The sequence below is a fragment of the Micromonospora echinofusca genome (assembly GCF_017614955.1).
In the GTDB taxonomy this organism is placed as follows: domain Bacteria; phylum Actinomycetota; class Actinomycetes; order Mycobacteriales; family Micromonosporaceae; genus Micromonospora; species Micromonospora echinofusca_A.
The window spans coordinates 12,278-30,450 of the sequence record NZ_WVUH01000041.1; the positions used below are offsets into that span (position 1 = coordinate 12,278).

At 72.6% G+C, this 18,173-nt stretch carries 10 protein-coding genes; 6 read left to right on the plus strand and 4 right to left on the minus strand.

Annotation, left to right across the window (positions count from 1 at the left end):
* The first annotated feature begins 16 nt into the window (after window positions 1–16).
* The gene (locus tag GSF22_RS07725; RefSeq protein WP_208812300.1) at window positions 17–604 is read left to right on the plus strand and encodes a TetR/AcrR family transcriptional regulator; all 588 of its coding nucleotides are present in this window, start codon (window positions 17–19) and stop codon (window positions 602–604) included.
* A 63-nt stretch (window positions 605–667) separates the two neighbouring features.
* Here the strand turns inward: GSF22_RS07725 and GSF22_RS07730 are convergent, their stop codons facing one another.
* Window positions 668–2,143, minus strand: a complete 1,476-nt coding sequence (locus GSF22_RS07730; RefSeq protein WP_439957752.1) for an endo-1,4-beta-xylanase — start codon at window positions 2,141–2,143, stop codon at window positions 668–670.
* A gap of 585 nt (window positions 2,144–2,728) precedes the next feature.
* Between GSF22_RS07730 and GSF22_RS07735 the strand changes: the two genes are divergently transcribed.
* From GSF22_RS07735 to katG, 3 genes are all read left to right on the plus strand, one after another.
* Complete coding sequence (locus GSF22_RS07735) at window positions 2,729–4,114, plus strand: RICIN domain-containing protein (protein ID WP_208812302.1); 1,386 nt, start codon at window positions 2,729–2,731, stop codon at window positions 4,112–4,114.
* A gap of 172 nt (window positions 4,115–4,286) precedes the next feature.
* Window positions 4,287–4,715, plus strand: a complete 429-nt coding sequence (locus GSF22_RS07740; RefSeq protein ID WP_208812304.1) for a Fur family transcriptional regulator — start codon at window positions 4,287–4,289, stop codon at window positions 4,713–4,715.
* 23 nt (window positions 4,716–4,738) lie between these two features.
* Window positions 4,739–7,015: a catalase/peroxidase HPI gene (gene katG / locus GSF22_RS07745; RefSeq protein WP_208812306.1), complete on the plus strand. Its 2,277-nt coding sequence runs from the start codon at window positions 4,739–4,741 to the stop codon at window positions 7,013–7,015.
* Between the two features lie 119 nt (window positions 7,016–7,134).
* Here the strand turns inward: katG and GSF22_RS07750 are convergent, their stop codons facing one another.
* Complete coding sequence (locus GSF22_RS07750; RefSeq protein ID WP_208812308.1) at window positions 7,135–8,364, minus strand: MalY/PatB family protein; 1,230 nt, start codon at window positions 8,362–8,364, stop codon at window positions 7,135–7,137.
* 10 nt (window positions 8,365–8,374) lie between these two features.
* The gene (locus tag GSF22_RS35620) at window positions 8,375–11,440 is read right to left on the minus strand and encodes a hypothetical protein (protein WP_307803826.1); all 3,066 of its coding nucleotides are present in this window, start codon (window positions 11,438–11,440) and stop codon (window positions 8,375–8,377) included.
* Between the two features lie 158 nt (window positions 11,441–11,598).
* On the opposite strand from GSF22_RS35620, the gene GSF22_RS07760 reads away from it, so the two are divergent.
* Window positions 11,599–13,152, plus strand: coding sequence for a glycoside hydrolase family 43 protein (locus GSF22_RS07760; protein ID WP_208812313.1), 1,554 nt, complete (start codon window positions 11,599–11,601; stop codon window positions 13,150–13,152).
* A 50-nt stretch (window positions 13,153–13,202) separates the two neighbouring features.
* Here GSF22_RS07760 and GSF22_RS07765 read toward each other — a convergent pair whose 3' ends face one another.
* Window positions 13,203–16,475, minus strand: coding sequence for a hypothetical protein (locus GSF22_RS07765; protein WP_208812315.1), 3,273 nt, complete (start codon window positions 16,473–16,475; stop codon window positions 13,203–13,205).
* A gap of 214 nt (window positions 16,476–16,689) precedes the next feature.
* Here GSF22_RS07765 and GSF22_RS07770 point away from each other — a divergent pair.
* On the plus strand, window positions 16,690–18,173 hold a 1,484-nt coding region (locus GSF22_RS07770; RefSeq protein ID WP_208812317.1), incomplete at its 3' end, for a carbohydrate binding domain-containing protein.

Sequence of the window (18,173 nt, forward strand, 5' to 3'; positions counted from 1 at the left end):
TCGATAGGCTGGGATGGTGACCACACCGCGCCGCGCCGATGCCGTCCGCAACCGGGACCGGGTACTGGCGAGCGCCCGGCTCGCGGTGGCGACAGGTGACCTGTCGTTGCAGCACAACGAGATCGCCCGCCGGGCCGGGACCGGCGTCGGGACGGTCTACCGGCACTTCCCGACCCGCCGGGCGCTCCTGGAGGCCCTCGCCGAGGATTCCTTCACCGCCCTGCTCGACGACGCCCGGGCCGCGAGCCGGCAGGACGACGCCCTGGCCGGGGTCCGGATGCTATTGCGGGCCCTGCTCGTGCGGCAGGTGACCGATCCGGCGTTCGCCGAGGTGATCTCCAGCGGGCCGGAGCAGGACGAGTGCCCGCAGAGCAGCGCCCACCGCACCGAACTCGACGACCTGGCCCGGGCCGTGCTCGGACGTGCCCGGCAGACGGGAGCGCTGCGCCCCGATCTCACCGACGACGACCTGCGTCACCTCGTCTGCGGCACCGTGTTCGCCCTGCGGCTCGGCGGCACGCCCGACGAACGGGTCGAGCGGTACCTACGGGTCCTCCTCGACGGCATCGGCGCCGGTGCGGCGGCCGCTGACGGCACAGCCTGAGGCGCTCCGGCCCGGCGGGAACCCGCCGGCCCGGAGCGCCCGCCGATCAGCTTGCCGGGCGGGTCAGCCGACCCGGACCAGTTGCCACTGCTGGTTGGCGCCGTTCCAGTCGGCGTACTGGACGATGTTCGCGCCGTCCGCCGTCGAGGCGCCCTGCACCTCGACGACCTTGCCGCTCTGCCGGCCGATCAGCCGTATGTAGCCGCCGGAGTCACCGATGCGGAACTGCTGGTTGGCCCCGTTGAGGTCGGTCCACTGGACGATGGCCCCACCGTCGGCGGTGGAGAAGTTGTACACGTCGAGGACCTTGCCGGAGTGCCGGGACTTGACCCGGTAGTAGCCGCCGCCGGAGTCGACGAACTGCCACTGCTGGTTGGCCCGGTCGTGTCGGGTCCACTGGGTGATCCGGGCGCCGTCGGTGGTGGCGGAGGCCTCCAGGTCCAGCGCCTTGCCGCTGTTGCGGTTGACCAGCACGTACCAGGCGCTGGTGTCGATGGGGCCGGGGTTGGTCGGCCCGCCGGCGTTGAGGGCGTCGAGGGTGGCGGTGTACGCCGGCTTCTTGTTGCCGCTGCGGTCGAACAGGAGCGGGTTGTCGTCCCGCCAGGAGTCGCTGTCGCGTACACCCCAGACGGTGATGCCGTTGCACCGGGTCACGGCGAGGCAGGCGCGGGTGACGGCGGCGTAGATGCCGGCCTGGGTGCTGCCCTGGGCGACGTCGAGTTCGGTGATCTGGACGTCGACGCCGAGGTCGGCGAAGCGTTGCAGGTTGGCCTGGTAGTCGCCGGCCAGGCTGGTGCCGAGGTGGGATTGGAAGCCGACGCAGTCGATCGGCACGCCACGGGACTTGAAGTCGCGGACCATGTTGTAGACGGCGGTGGACTTCGCGTTGACGCCGTCGGTGTTGTAGTCGTTGTAGCAGAGCTTCGCGCCGGGATCGGCGGCCCGGGCGGCGCGGAACGCCGCCTCGATCCAGTCGTTGCCGGTGCGCTGGAGGTTGGAGTCACGGCGGGCGCCGCTGCCGCCGTCGGCGAACGCCTCGTTCACCACGTCCCACGAGTGGATCTTGCCGCGGTAGTAGGAGGCGACCCGGGTGACGTGGTTGATCGCGGCGTTGCGCAGGGCGGAGCCCGAGAGGTTCTGCGCCCATCCCGGCTGCTGGGCGTGCCACAGCAGGGTGTGTCCGCGTACCGACATGCCCCGGGACTGGGCGTGGTTGACGATCCGGTCGCCGTTGCCGAAGGTGAAGACGCCCTGCTGGGGTTCGGTGGCGTCCCACTTCATCTCGTTCTCGGCGACGACCGAGTTGAACTCGCGGTTGAGGATCGTGACGTACTGGCTGTCGGAGAGGCGGCCCCCCGCGACGGCGGCTCCGAAGTAGCGGCCCTTCTCCGCCGCCGACGCCCCGAGGGTCGTACCGGCGGCGGCGGGGCTGGTCGGGGCGACCAGGGTGGCGAGCATGGTCGCGACGGAGAGCAGCGCGAGGAGCGCGGCTCCGGGGAGGGACGGGCGGTGCCGGTGCGATCGGATCGGTGGTCTCACGGTGGCTCCCTCGGTGTGGGAAGACGGTCGGTGACGTGGACGGACGGGTTCGTGGTCGGCTGCCGGTGAGGCGGGCCGCGCGACGGCGTGCAGCAGTCGCTCGGACGGGATGGGGATCGCCCGTGCCGAGGTGGCTGCCTGCCGACGTGGCCGGGAGTGGGGGAGTGCGGACGCTGCCCGGGCGTCCGCGAACAACGGTGCGGCTCCCGCGCGGAGCAACCGTGTTATCGATAACATATAGGCTCTGCTGAATCACCGGCAAGCCCTTGAGCGTCACGGCTTGCTGCCACCTTCGGTTGTAGTTGGGCTGCCGACCGCAATCGACCGACTCAAACTGTGATTGACGTCCGTCGTTTGACGGGGCGTGTAGTTAGCGTTAACTTGCAGCAACCGGGTCGCAGGCTGCCGGGAGCCTGACGACGCGTCGCTGAGGCCCACGCCACGCCTGCCTCGACAGGCGGGCCGGTGGCTTGGCCGGGCGACTGCATCCCCCGCAACGGCCGGAGCCGGCACAGGAGCCGGGCACGGACCCGTCACCGCGCACCCTGCGCCTGCTCGCGGACACCCCCATCGAAGGAGCGGACCATGAAAACCATCCACGAGGTGACCCCCACCTCCCCACCACCACGTCGCTGGCGATCGGGCCTGGCCGCGGCGGCCACCCTGGTCCTGGCGGCCGGCATGCTCGTCGCGACGAACGCGGCACCTGCGGCGGCGGCGACCGTGGACACCAACGCCTGGTACGTCCTGGTGAACCGGAACAGTGGCAAGGCGCTGGACCTGTCCGGTTCGGCCACCACCGACGGTGCGCAGATCACCCAGTGGACCCGGCACGACCGGGCCAACCAGCAGTGGCAGTTCGTGGACTCCGGCGGCGGCTACTACCGGTTGAAGTCCCGGCACTCCGGCAAGGTCCTCGACGTGTACAACTTCTCCACCGCCGACGGTGGGGCGATCGTCCAGTGGACCGACCTCAACGGGACGAACCAGCAGTTCCGGCTGGCCGACTCGGACGCCGGTCACGTGCGGCTGGTCAGCCGGCACAGTGGCAAGGTCGTCGAGGTGCAGGGCGCCTCGACGGCGGACGGCGCGAGGGTCGTGCAGTACGCCGACTGGAACGGTGCCAACCAGCAGTGGCAGCTCGTCCGGGTCGATGGCGGGGGTGACCCGCCGCCGGGCGGTACCGGCTGCGGCAAGGCGCCGACGTTGTCCAGCGGCACGCACACGATCCAGAGCAACGGCAAGAGCCGGTCCTTCATCCTGCGGGTGCCCGCCGGCTACGACAACACCCGCCCCTACCGGCTGATCTTCGCGTTCCACTGGCGCGGCGGCACCATGCAGGAGATCGCCTCCGGGGGTACCAGCGGCTCCGCCTGGTCCTACTACGGCCAGCAGGAGCAGTCGAACAACAGCGCCATCCTGGTCGCGCCGCAGGGGCTCGGCAACGGCTGGGCCAACACCGGTGGCGAGGACGTCACCTTCGTCGACGACATGATCAGGCGGATCGAGGGCGACCTCTGCGTCAACCCACGGCAGCGGTTCGCCACCGGTTTCAGCTGGGGCGGTGGCATGAGCTACGCCCTCGCCTGCGCGCGGGCCGACGTCTTCCGGGCCGTCGCGGTCATCGCCGGCGGGCTGATCAGCGGATGCAGCGGTGGTACCCAGCCCATCGCGTACTTCGGGCTGCACGGCATCTCGGACAACGTGCTCACCATCGCCCAGGGGCGCTCGCTGCGCGACACCTTCGTCCGGAACAACGGATGTGCCGCCCAGAGTCCGCCGGAGCCGGCGCCGGGCAGCCGTACCCACATCACCACGGGCTACAGCGGATGCCGGTCCGGGTACCCGGTGCAGTGGGCCGCGTTCGACAACGGTCACATGCCCGGACCGGTGGACGGGACGTATGCCGAAAGTGGTGTCACGACCTGGACCAAGGGCGAGATCTGGAGGTTCTTCGCGCAGTTCTCCTGACCGGGATCGACAGCATCGCCGATGCCGGTCCGGTGGGCAGCCGTCGTCCCGCACCCGGGGCGGCGGCTGCCCGACCGGGTCGATCTTCCGGTCCGGGCGGGTGTCGGGGACACGCGGACTCAGTTCGGCCAAAAACTTGATTCATTCCAGAAGACCGGACTATGTTCGACGCATGACGTCCGACTTCGAGGCCCAGCTCCGGGCGGTCTCGTTGCGCGTGACCCGGCCCCGGTTGGCGGTGCTCACCGCGCTGCGCGACCATCCGCACGTCGACACCGACACGGTCATCGCCCTGGTCCGGGCGGACCATCCCACGGTGTCCCACCAGGCGGTGTACGACGTGCTGCGCGCCCTCACCGACGCCGGTCTGGTGCGGCGCATCCAGCCTTCCGGTGCGACCGCCCGGTACGAGTCCCGGGTGGGGGACAACCACCACCACGTCGTGTGCCGCTCCTGCGGCGCGATCGCCGACGTCGACTGCGCCGTCGGCGATGCTCCCTGTCTCACCGCCTCGGACGACCACGGCTTCACGGTCGACGAGGCGGAGGTCGTCTACTGGGGCACCTGCCCCGACTGCGCGACCGAACGCACCTGCCAGTGAACCGCCAGTCCGGAAGGAAACAGATGAGCGACACCCAGGAAAACGGCCCCTCCAGCGCCCAGGGCGTGGACGCGAAGGCGGCAGCCGGCTGCCCGGTCGCGCACGACTCGGTCACCGCGCACGGCAGCGAGAGCGAGAACCCGGCGATCGACTCGCCCAGCTCGAAGACCGGAGGTCGGCCGCGTACCAACCGGGACTGGTGGCCCAACCAGCTCGACCTGTCGGTGCTGCACACGCAGTCGTCGAAGGTCAACCCGCTGGGGGCGGACTTCAGCTACGCCAGGGAGTTCGCCAAGCTCGACGTCGAGGCCCTCAAGCGGGACATCACCGAGGTCCTCACCACCTCGCAGGACTGGTGGCCGGCCGACTTCGGCCACTACGGCGGCCTGATGATCCGGATGAGCTGGCACGCGGCGGGCACCTACCGCATCCACGACGGTCGCGGCGGTGCCGGTGACGGCGGCCAGCGGTTCGCCCCGCTCAACAGCTGGCCGGACAACGCCAACCTGGACAAGGCCCGCCGACTGCTCTGGCCGGTCAAGCAGAAGTACGGCCAGAAGATCTCCTGGGCCGACCTGCTGGTCCTCGCCGGCAACGTCGCCCTGGAATCGATGGGCTTCAAGACCTTCGGCTTCGGCTTCGGCCGGGAGGACGTCTGGGAGCCCGAGGAGATCTTCTGGGGCCCGGAGGACGCCTGGCTCGGTGACGAGCGCTACGTCTCCGAGAAGGAGATGTCACCCGAGGTCGGGGCGACCGAGATGGGTCTGATCTACGTCAACCCGGAGGGTCCCCGCGGCAACGCGGACCCGGCCGCGGCGGCGCACTTCATCCGGGAGACCTTCGCCCGGATGGCGATGAACGACGAGGAGACCGTCGCCCTCATCGCCGGGGGTCACACCTTCGGCAAGACCCACGGCGCCGGCGTCGCCGACGACCACGTGGGCGCCGAGCCCGAGGGCGCCCCGCTGGAGGCGCAGGGCCTGGGCTGGCTGAGCACCTACGGCACCGGCAAGGGCGCGGACACGATCACCAGTGGCCTGGAGGTGACCTGGACCGACCGGCCGACGCAGTGGAGCAACCGCTTCTTCGAGATCCTCTTCGGCTACGAGTGGGAGCTCACCACCAGCCCCGGGGGTGCGAAGCAGTGGGTCGCCAAGGACGCCGAGGCGATCATCCCCGACGCCCACGACCCGTCGAAGAAGCACAAGCCGACGATGCTCACGACCGACCTGTCGCTGCGTGTCGACCCGGCGTACGAGAAGATCTCGCGCCGGTTCCTGGAGAACCCCGACGAGTTCGCGCTGGCGTTCGCCAAGGCCTGGTACAAGCTCCTGCACCGCGACATGGGCCCGGTCAGCCGCTTCCTCGGGCCGTGGGTCGCGGAGCCGCAGCTCTGGCAGGACCCGGTGCCGGCGGTCGACCACGCACTCGTGGGTGACGCCGACGTCGCCGCCCTCAAGGCGAAGGTCCTGGAGTCCGGGCTGACGACCGCCCAGCTGGTCTCCACCGCCTGGGCCTCCGCCGCCAGCTTCCGCTCCACCGACAAGCGCGGTGGCGCCAACGGCGCGCGGATCCGCCTCGAACCGCAGCGCAGCTGGGAGGTCAACCAGCCCGAGCAGCTCGCCACGGTCCTGGCCACCCTGGAGGGCATCCAGCGGGAGTTCAACGCCGCCGGCGGGGCGCAGATCTCGCTGGCGGACCTGATCGTGCTGGCCGGCTCGGCCGCCGTGGAGAAGGCGGCGCGGGACGCCGGTGTCGAGGTGACCGTGCCGTTCCACCCGGGCCGCACCGACGCCAGCCAGGAGCAGACCGACGTCGAGTCCTTCCGGGTCCTCGAACCGCGCGCCGACGGGTTCCGCAACTACCTGCGGGCCGGGGAGAAGACCCAGCCGGAGGTCCTGCTCGTCGACCGCGCCTACATGCTCGACCTGACCGCGCCCGAGATGACCGTCCTCGTCGGCGGCCTGCGTTCCCTCGGGGCCAACGTCGGCGGTACCCGCCACGGCGTGCTCACCGACCGGCCCGGCGTACTCACCAACGACTTCTTCGCCAACCTGCTCTCCCCGGGTACCCGGTGGAAGGCGTCGGAGTCCGAGGAGCACGTGTACGAGATCCGGGACCTGGCCACCGACGAGGTGAAGTGGACCGCCACCGCGGTCGACCTCATCTTCGGCTCCAACTCCCAACTGCGGGCCCTCGCCGAGGTCTACGCCAGCCAGGACGCGCGCGAGAAGTTCGTGACGGACTTCGTCGCGGCCTGGACCAAGGTCATGGAGCTGGACCGGTTCGACCTGTCCTGATCCTGCTTCCCACCGGTGAGCCCCGGTCGATCGCTGTCGCATCGACCGGGGCTCACCCGCGTCCGGCGTCGGTCAGGTAGGCGTGTCGACGGCCCGTCCGATCCGGATGCGGGCGTCGGTCAGGCAGGCGTGTCCACGGCCCGCCCCATCCGGGTGACCGCGTCGGTGAGGATCGCGGGCGAGGTGGCGAAGTTGAGCCGGACGAAGCCGGTTCCGCCGGTGCCGAAGACGTGCCCCGAGCTGAGCGCGACCCGGGCCCGGTCGAGGAACATCCGCGCCGGCCCGGCGAGGTCACTGACCACGCCCGGCCCACCGTCCGGCGCGTCGGTGCCGATGCCCAGCCGGGTGCAGTCCAACCAGGCGAGGTAGGTGCCCTCGGGGCGGTGGTAGGTGACCGTCGGCAGGTGCCGGGCCAGCAGCGTCCCCAGCAGTGACCGGTTGGCGTCGAGGCCGTCGATGAGCAGGTCGAGCCACGGTCCGCCGGCCTGGAAGGCGGCGGTGTGCGCGATGATGCCCAGGTGGCTGGGGCCGTGGCTGACCTCCTCCGGCATCCGGGCCAGGTCGGCGGCGGCCTGCGGCCCGGCGACCGCGAGGGCCGCCTTGAGACCGGCGAGGTTCCACCCCTTCGAGGCGGAGAGCACGGCGAACGCGTTCCCGGCGCCGGGCACGGTGAGGTACGGGGTGAAGTGCGCCCCGGGAAGCGCCAGCGGGGCGTGGATCTCGTCGGAGACCACCCGTACGCCGTGCCGGTCGGCCAGTTCCGCGACGACCGCGAGTTCCTCACGGCGGTGGACGACGCCGGTCGGGTTGTGCGGGTTGCACAGCAGGAACGCCGGCCGACCGCCGCAGGCGCGGGCCCGGCGAAAGGCGTCGTCCAGAGCTGCGGGGTCCATCCGCAGGTCAGGGCCGAGCGGGGCCTCGATCACCTGCCGGTCGGCGTGCCGGACGAAGGCGTAGAACGGCGGGTAGACGGGGGAGCACACCACCACCGCGTCGCCGGGACCGGTGACGAGCCGCAGCACTTCGACGATGCCCATCATCACGTCGGGTACGACGGTGGTGTGCCCGACCCGGAAGTCGTGCCAGCCCCAGCGTTCGGCGGCGAACGCGCCGAGCGCCTCGGCGTACGCCGTGCCGTGCGGGTAGCCGGTGTCACCGAGGTCGATCGCGCGGCGCAGCGCGTCGGCCACCGGCTCGGCCAGGGGCACGTCCTGTTCGGCGACCCAGAGCGGGAGGACGTCGGGTGGGTGGGTGCGCCACTTGACGCTGGTGCGCTGCCGGAGCTGGTCGAGGGTGAGCCGGGTGAGCGGGTTGCGGTCCGTGCTGCCGTCGGCGGGAGGGGGTGCCATGCCCGTCACCCTAGGCCCGGTCGTCGGCCGGCCGGCGCCGGCCCGATGCCAGGAGCAGACCGACGACGGCCTGGGTGGCACCGAATCCGGCGGCGTACCCGGGCAGGCCGGCGGGGACACCCAGGTGCACGGTGATGCCGAGGATCCGGGACAGTCCCCACGGCAGCAGCGCCAACTGGTCGTTCCACACCGTCAGGGCCCGTTCCAGGCCGACCACCGCGACCAGCCCGGCCAGCACGCCGAGGGGGACACCTGCGGCGGTCAGGGTGAACCCGGCGGCGCTGCGCCGCCGCAGCCCGTACCGGTCCCGCAGGACGACGGCGGTGGCCACGAAGAGCCAGCAGAACGCGGCGACCGCGACGGTGACGTACACCGCGCGCAGGGCCGGCGCGGTCCAGAAGACCAACCAGTACCGTCCCGGTCCGCGTCCGGCGAGCGCCGCCAGCAGCAGTACGCTGCGCAGCAGCGCGACCCCGCCGACCACGGCCCACAGGTGGAACGGGTCGCGCCGGCCGACGGCGAGGCGGACGACGAGGGCGAACAGCGCCCATCCGCCCAGGGTGACCAGCAGGTGCGCCGGGGCGGCGAACCAGGTGAGGACGAGCCGGCTCGCCACCAGCACCACCGCCGGGACCAGCCACACCAGGACCCGGTCGATCCGGGAGGCGGGCGCCGGCAGCGCGGCCACCCGCCACGGTCGGACCGCGCCGAGCAGCAGCCCCCGGGCGGCGGCCCCGCCGAACCCGCGCCCCCGCAGGCCGAGCAGCACCACCAGCAGGACCACCCCGAGCAGCAGCCGGGCCGCCCAGGCCATCGCCGGGTCCCGGTCCGCGCGTTGCGCCCCGAGGTCGGCGGCGGTGAAGTGGTACGCGGGCAGGTCCAGGTCGCCGCCGTAGCGCTGCCGGTGCGTGTCGCGTGCCGTCCGGTACGCGTCGGCGGCCGTCCGCCAGTCGTGGTACGCGGCGGCGGAGCCGGTGTCCAGCCACTGCGCGTGCCGCAGCACCATCGTCCGGTAGGCGCCCAGGGTCTCGAAGAGGTTCACCTGGTAGTCGAGTGTCCGGGTGAAGTGTGTGCGCAGCCGGGCGTCCCGCCAGGTGCCCGGCTCGGTCGCGGCGACCAGGTCGCGCATCCGGCGGGCCACCGCCACGGCCCGGGTGCCCTCGTCGACCGCCGCGTCGACCTGACCGCCGGTGACCGCGTAGATGCTGCCGAGCGCGGCGGAGTCGCCGGTGGGGATGTCCCACTCGAAGATCCACATCATCGGCGGTGGTTCCAGCCCGAGCGCCCGTACCGACCGGTCGGCGTACGGCCCGATGTACAGGCCGGTGGTGACCGCCTGCCGGGACAGTGCCATGGCCCGCCCGATCGCGGCGACGGTGGCCGGGTCGGCGGAGAAGGTGCGGTACGCCCAGTCCGTGGTGACCTGCGCCGGGTCGGTGTCCGGGTCCCAGGCCAGCCGGCCGGTCACGTACGTGTTCAGCTCGTACAGCTGCCAGAACCCGGCGCGCAGGTGCAGCGACATGGGCCCGGCGCGGAGCGGTCCACCGTCCTGGGTCCAGTTCCAGACGCCCTCGATTTTCGGGTTCGCGGCGAGGAACTCGCGTAACGCCCGGCGGTGCAGCGGACCGAGGTCGTTGGGGAGCGCGCCGAACCCCTCGAACTCGCGCCGGGCCTGGAACTCCACGATGCGGCGGTGCGTGCCGGTCAGCAGGGTGGTGTTCAGGGGCAGGTGGCTGTAGAAGTCGCCGAGGGTGTACTTGGTGGACACGATGAGGTGCGGGTCGTCGAAGTCGCCCAGCACCTGCGCGTACGACTGCGGGTTGGTGTGCAGGTCACCGACGGCGCCGACCCCGACGGTCCAGGTGCGGAAGATGACCTCCCGGCCGGCGGCACCGGCGGTGTCCAGCAGGGCCCGCAGCATCGCGCGTACCGATGCCGCCGTGGTGACCGCGAGTTTCGACGAGTAGTCCCAGCCGTCCGCGGCGTACACCTCACCGCCCTCGCCGATGCGTACCATCAGGCCGTCGACGAACGGCATGCGTTCGAACAGTTCGGCCAGCCCGGCCTGGTAGACCGCCCACAGCCGGGGGTCGGTCACGTCGAGACCACCGACGGTCCTGGTCAGGTACGCCTCCAGCGGGGGCGACACGGCGAGCATGTCGGTGAGCAGGAAGACCCGCACGCCCATCTGTTCGGCGTAGGCGAAGACCGGACCGAACGCCGTCACCATCGCCTCGGCGCGGTCGACGTGCGGGTCGCCCGGTGGGTAGACCGCGTGCCCGTCGCCGACCTTCGTGAAGGTGACGTACTCCAGGAAGCCGGGTACCACGACGCCGTTGTAGCCCTGTGCCACGGAGTGGTCGACGAGTTGGCGGAACTGGGCGCCGATGCGGGCCACCGCGCCGCTGTCCACCCAGGGTGCCGTGGGCAGCAGCGCCGACCTGACCACGTCGGTGTTCAGGCTGTAGTCGTCGCCGGCGGCGAACCCGGCCGGGTCGGGCTCGCGACCCACCGCTCCCGCGTCGGTCAGCCGCAGGCCGAGCCGGGGCGTGACGATCCGGCCGGCGTCGGCGGCGGGCAGCACGTCGGTGCCGGAGCGGATCCGGTCGGCGAGCCGGTACAACCCGGCCACGGTGCCGGCGAGGTCGCTGCCCTCGACGAGCAGTTCGTTCCGGCGGACGTCGAGCCGGTACGACTCCGGTGCGCCGGTCAGGGTGTCCAGCACGGCTGCCCGCAGGGTGCGCACTGTCCCCGGGACCGGGGTGCCGTGGCTGGCTGCCGTGGCCGGGGCGACGACCGGGCGGGGCAGGCCCCGGAAGACGAGCGCGTCGGCGACGGCGGTGGCGGCCTTCCGGGCGCGCGGTTCGTCGGGTACGACGAGGGACGCCAACGGCGGTGCCGGTACGGCCACCCTCGGTGGTGCGGCGGTGACGTCCTCGGGTGGCTCGGCGGCGGGGGAGTGGTGCAGCCGGAGCGCGTCACCGACGACCCAGGCCACGGTCGCGCCGAGTGCCAGCAGCGCGGTCACGGCGACGAGCAGCGGGTACGGTCGGCGGACCCGGGCAACGTGAGCCACCCTCGCATCCTCGCGAGGTGGGGTGGTCGGCGTCAACGGCGCATCCGGTTGTTCATCGGCGGGCGTCGCTGGCGCCGATGAACATCAGACCGATAATCTTCCATGTCTGGGCATAAGGTTCCAGGAGTGACCAGGCCGAGTCCCGGGGGAGAGAGCCGATGACCAGGGCGCAGGCCCGGACCGGGACGGCGGACGCGAACGGCTGGGCCGACGGCACGTTCGTCAACCCGGTGCTCCCGGGCTTCCATCCGGACCCGAGTGTCTGCCGGGTCGGCGGCGACTACTACCTGGCCTGTTCCAGTTTCGAGTACTTCCCCGGAGTGCCGGTCTTCCACAGCCGGGACCTGGTGCACTGGGAGCAGATCGGCAACGCGCTGGACCGGCCGGGCCAACTGGACCTGCCACCGACGACCCCGTCGTCCGCCGGCGTGTACGCGCCGACCCTGCGGTACCACGACGGACGCTTCTGGCTCATCGTCACGAACTGCGCCGACGGTGGCGGCAACCTGATCTGCACCGCCACCGACCCGGCCGGCCCCTGGTCGGATCCGGTGCGGGTACCGGGGATCACCGGCATCGATCCCGACCTGGCCTGGGCCGACGACGGTACCTGCTGGTGCACGTACGCCGGGATCGAGCAGGTACGCATCGACCCGTACACCGGCCAGACCTACGGCCCGCCCCGCCGGTTGTGGTCCGGCGCCCCGGGGACCCAGGCACCCGAGGCACCGCACCTCTACCGGGTCGGCGACCACTGGTACCTGCTGATCGCCGAGGGTGGCACCGAACGCGGCCACGCCGTCTCGGTCGCCCGCGCCGCCGCCCCCGACGGGCCCTACGAGCCCTGCCCGGTCAACCCCGTCCTCACTCACCGGGGCACCAACCGGCCGATCCAGAACACCGGTCACGCCGACCTGGTGCAGGCCCCCGACGGGTCCTGGTGGATGGTGCTGCTCGGCGTCCGCCCCGGCGGCGGCACCCCCGGCTGGCACGTGCTCGGCCGGGAGACGTTCCTGGCGCCGGTGACCTGGCACGACGGTTGGCCGGTGGTCGGCGAGGTCGCGTCGGTCATGACCGCCCCGCCGTGGGCCGCGCATCCGGTGCCGCCGCCACCGGTACGCGACGACTTCGACGACGAGCGGCTGCACCCCCGCTGGATCTCGGTACGCTCCCGGCCCGCCGGAAGCTGGTCCCTGGCCGAGCGCCCCGGCTGGCTCACGCTCCGGGCGCGCGGCGCGTCGATGGACGAACCCGACGTCACCTTCGTCGGTCGACGCCAGCAGCACCTGTCCTGCCGCGTGCGCACCTCGGTCGACCCGGCCACCGGGCGCGGCGGGCTCGCGGTACGCCTCGACGAACGGCACCACTACGACATCGAGGCGGGCGACGGCGCGGTCCGGGTCGTGGCCCGGGTCGGGTCGCTGCTGTCGACGGTGGCCACCCGGCCGGTCCCGGCCGGCCCGGTCCGCATCGGCGTCGACGTGCGTGGTCCGGCCCCCGGCGACTGGCATCCCGGCAAGGAACCCGACGTGCTCCGGTTCGGCGTCGAGCGGCCCGACGGTACGCTCGACGTGCTGGCCGAACTCGACGGCCGGTACCTGTCCACCGAGGTGGCCGGCGGCTTCACCGGCCGGGTGATCGGCATGTACGCGGCCACCGGCACGGTCCACTTCGACTGGTTCGACTACGCCCGGGACGACCCGACGTCCTGACCGACGCCCCGCAGCCACGAGGGCGGGTACCTCCCCCGGCCGGGCGGCGGTCAGCTCATGGCGACGGCGTACGCCTCCTCGCGGACATCGGCGTCCGGGTGCCGGCGGAGCCCGGTCAGCAGGTCCCGCCACGGCGTCTTCCACCCGAAGTCGGCTCCGTGCCCGACCAGCGCCACCGCGAACAGCCCGCCCGCGAGGTCACCGCGCCCGGCCAGCCGGTCGACGGTGTCGGCGAGGGCCGCCGGGTCGACTCCGCCGCGAAGGCCCCGCAGCCGGGCACCGACGCGTTCGGCGGCGCGGACCGCGACGACCGGCCGGCCCGCGCACAGTCCGGCGACCTCGTCCAGGTTGTCCAACCGGCCGAGGTCGACCAGCAGCCCGGCGGCCGTACCGACGAAGGCAGGGTGACCGGCGAGCCACCGCGCCGACTCGACCAGTGCGCTCCGGTCGGCGCTGGCCGGCCGGCTGCCGGAGCGGACGACGGCACCGCGCGCGAGCAGCGCGATCCGCCGTCGGGCCGGACGGTCGGCGATCCCGTCGCCCGGATGGTCGTCGCTGCCGTCGTGGTCGACCAGCCGGGCCAGCGCGACACCGAGGACCCCGTCCCCGCCGGCCCGCAGCAGGCTGGCGACCTCGATGGAGCGCATCGTCTCGTCGAGGTCGGTCAGCCGGTCCACGACCATGTCGGTGACCCCGGTCAGCCACGGTGACCATTCGCCGAGCTGGCGGAACGCGGCCCGCCGGACCTCCCGGTCGGCGACCCGGCACGCCCCGACGATCAGCGCACCGTAACGGGCCCGGTGCCGCTGCGGGATGGTGTACGGGTACGTGTCCAGGACCGCGCGTCGTTCCTCCCGGCTGCCGTCGACCGCCCTGCGCAGGATCGTCCAGCTCGCCTCGGTCTGCAACCGCTGCCGGGCGGCGGAGACGACCGCCGCGCGCACGTCGCGGTGCGTGTCCGGGGCGGTGTACGCGTCGCGCAGCGTCGCCATCACCGGGGGCGGCCCGTAGCGGGCCAGCAGCCGGGCGGCCTCCTTCCGGCTGGTGATCTTGGCGGGTCCGGTCAGTACCCCGGTGAGCACGTCGGCCAGCCGGGACGGTGGCACGTGCCGGGCGGCCCGGCCGGCCGCGTACAGCGCGACCCGGGCCCGGTCGCCGTCGGCGTACCGCAGCAGCACCGGCAGTGCCTCGTCCGGCCGGTCGGTCCAGACCAGCGCACCCAGCGCCGCCTCGGCGATCACCACCTCGGGGGCGTCGAGGTACCGCAGCACCAGTTCACGGCCGGCACCGGGGACGCGGGCGGCGGCCCGGACCGCCGCCGCCCGCTGCCACACCTCCTGGCCGGGGTCGGTGACGACCAGCTCCTGAAGGTCCACGAAGCGGGCCTGCTGGCGGGGCAGCCACCGCTCGGGGTGGGTGACCCAGCCGGGCATCCAGCGCGGCCCCGGTGCCACGAACCGGCCCTGCGGGTGCCGGTCCAGCACCCGGTCGAGCAGGTCGGTACGCGAGGCGCAGACCGTCGACCAGACCTGGGGGAGCGCCGCTGCCGAGGCGTCGACGTCGAGTACCTCGGCCACCCGCTGCGGGCGGGTACGCGGGTCGTCGAGCCACAGTCCGATCGCCGTCTGCGCCACCCAGGGCAGCGTGTCCGGACCGACCGCCCGACGCAGCAGGCCCTGTAGCGCGGGCAGCCGCCAGGCGCGCCGGCCGAGCGCGTGGGTGAGCGCGAACAGGGGCCCGTACCGGTTGCGGGCGACACCGGCCTCGACCCAGCCCCGCAGGCGTTCGAAGACCATCGTCTCCTGTCCACGGCGCAGCACCGTGTCGAAGCGGCGCAGCACCGGCACGCTCGCGCCGCTGCTCACCAGGTCGATCGTGAGCAGCGCCCACTCGCGCAGCTCCGGTACGTCGACGTGGTGCCGCAGGACGTCGGCGGCGAGGGTACCCAACGCGGTCGTGGTCGCGGCGGAGGCGTCGCGGGCGTCGACCGCGTCGCTGGTCAGTCGGGTGAGCCCGGCCGCCGTGCCGGCGGTGAGCAGCGGTGTCACCTTCGCCAGGGCGGTGAGCGCGGCGGAGCGTACCGGATCCTGCTCGTTGCGCAGCCGGCCGAGCCGGACGACCATCTCGGCCACGGCCTGCGGGTCGCGGGAGCGGCGGGCGGCCTCCACCAGCAGTGCGTAGCCGCGTGCCCGCTCCTCGGCGTCACCCGAGCGCAGCGCGACGTCGAGCGCCACGGACGCTTCCGGCCAGCCGAGGTACGCACTCCAGGTGCGCACCTCGGCCTCCTGCTCCCGGATCCTGGGCAGGCCCAGTACCCGGGTCGCCTCGCGGATCCGGACCGCAGCCGGCAGCACCTCCATGATCTCGGGAGCCGGTACCCGCACCGCCGTGTCGACCTCGGCCAGCGCCCGGTCGTACAACTCTCCCCGCCGGCCCGGCGCGACGGCGTCGAGCAGCGCCGCCAATCCTCGGCTGTGGTCGTGGAACCGGCTGGCGAGCGGCGCCAACTCGTCGGTCGGCAGCACCGCGAGCCGGCGCAGCAGGGCCGGCGGCAGTACGTTTCCGCGCAGCCAGCCCGCCCGGCCGGGGGCGACGAGCAGCCGGACGACCCGACCCGGGTCGTGTGCCGCGAGCCTGCCGTACTCGTCGAGCGAGCCGGGCAGCGACCCTTCCGGGGCGTACCGTTCGAGCAGCTCGAACACCGGCGCCGGGTCGCACCGCAGGACCGCCCCGGCGGCCCCGGCCCAGACGCGTCCGCGCAGCTCGGGCGGAGCTTCGGTCAGCCGTTCGCGGACCCGGTCCAGCAGCGGGCCGGGATGCCACCGGAGCAGCCGTTCGAGGTCGAGCGCGTGTTCCAGGTCGGGCAGCAGGGCGCGTACCGTGTCGGCGCCGCAGGCCGGCAGCAGCGTGGCGGCCTCCTCGTCACCGAACTGGGCGCGGAGGTCGGCGATCAGCGCGTCGGCGACGGCCGGCGCATGCCGACGGCGCAGCACCCGGTAGATGCGTCGCCGTTCCACCGCCGACCGGTCGGTGATGTCGCCGATCGGGTGACCGGCACGTAGCGCGGCGGCGAGTGCGGCGCTGCGGACCGACGGCTGGGGGTCGCGCGTTGCGGCGGTGATGCCATCGGCGTCGCTGGTCACCATCGCGGCGACCAGGGCGAGCTGCCGTTCGTAGGGTCCCTGCGCGCGCAGGTCGGCGCAGACCTGGGCGTGGTCGGGTGCGGTGCGGGCCCAGTCCGCGAGGCGGCGCATCCGCTCGCGGTACGGCAGGGGATCGAGGGACGTCAGCAGGTTGCGGGTGGTGGCGAGCACGGCGTTCATTGTGCCGGTGGTCGTGTCGGGGCGAGATCGGTTGTCGCGCTGCGCGGCCCGGGGCCGGGGTCGAGTGACGACATCTGACAGTGACGATCTGCTTGCTGAACGTGGAAGTGGCCTCCTAGACTCGGGGCCCACGCCACTTCACATCTAAATACCTCAATCTACGGCGACGCTTTGGATTGGTGTCAGAATGCGCAAACGGGGGATCGGCGCATGGGTGACGGCCGCACTGGTGGCCTCCACCCTGACCGTCGGCGGTGCAGGTCCACGTGCCGACGCGCACGCGAACCGGACGGCCACCGCTGCTGCGGACAGTGTCGTCGACAGCATGGACAGGCCGCTCTACCGCAGCCGGATGCCGTACGGCGGCTGCGAGAAGACACTGTTCACGCGGTGGTACAACGAGGACGAGAGCGCCGTACGCACCTACGGATTCGCCTCCGACGGCATCGTCGCGCACATCGCTCCGGAGCCCGGAACCGGTCTCGTCGGGATCCATCACCTCTACCGGCCCGGCCACGGCGACCGCATCTTCACCGCCGACACCGCCGAGCGGGACGCCTTCCTCGCCGCCGGCTGGCGGGACCATGGCATCGACTTCCATGCCAGCCCGTCCGCCGCTGCCGGACTCCTGCCGGTGTACCGGCTCGTCAAGGGCGAATGCCACGGATACGCGGTGGGTGACACCGAGAAACAGCGCATGCTGACCGAGGGCTGGACGTACGAGAAGGTGGCCTTCCACGCGCGCGGCTCCTTCGGTACCCACCTGCTGCAGAACGGCGACTTCGCCTCCGGTACCTCGTCGTGGACGGCCGGCGGGCCGGTCACCCCCACCGTCGTCGACGGTGTCCTGCACGCCACCGTCACCGCCGACGCGGTGGAACCGGCGCAGGCCTGGGTACGCCAGGGCGGCAAGACGATGCGGCCCAAACGCACCTACACCCTCGCCTTCGACGCCTCCGCCAGCACTCCCGTCATGACCCGGGTGCTGGTCCGGGAGAACGTCGACCCCTACAGTGCCGCGCTGGACGAGGCGGTGGAACTGGGGGAGCAGACCCACCGGTTCACGTACACCTTCGACTCCACCCTGGACACGACGGTCGGCGAGGTCGCCTTCCACCTCGGTGCGAACGCCGCCTTCACCGCCCACATCGACAACGTGACCCTCGTCGAGAACCGCTGGACCACGTCGACCAACCCGGCACAGGACCAGGATCAGGCGCTGGAGGCCGCCGCGCAGACCGGTCAGCTGGTGGAGATCCTGCCCGAACGCGGCGTGGACCAGCAGGTGTTCGCCACCCCCGAGGGCGGGCTCTACTCCAGCGGCCAGACGATCCCGGTCCGGCTGAAGAAGGACGGCGCGTGGTGGCCGGTGTACAACAACCTCCGGCTCAAGAACGGCGTGGTCGCGCCCTACGGCTCGATCCTGGACCTGCGGCTGTCCAACGGCGGAACGGGCCCGTTGGCCACCCTCACCCACCAGGGGCACACCATCTCGTTGACCTGGCCCACCGCCCTGCCCACCCCGACGCTGGAAACGGACACCGCCGTGTACCCGGGCGTACTCGGCCCGGACGTCGACCTGCGGGTCAAGGCGAGCGCCGAGGGCTTCTCCCACGTGCTGGTGGTGAAGACGGCCGCCGCAGCCGCCGACCCCCGGCTGGCCAGCCTCACGCTGGGCCTCACCGCGCCCACCCTGAC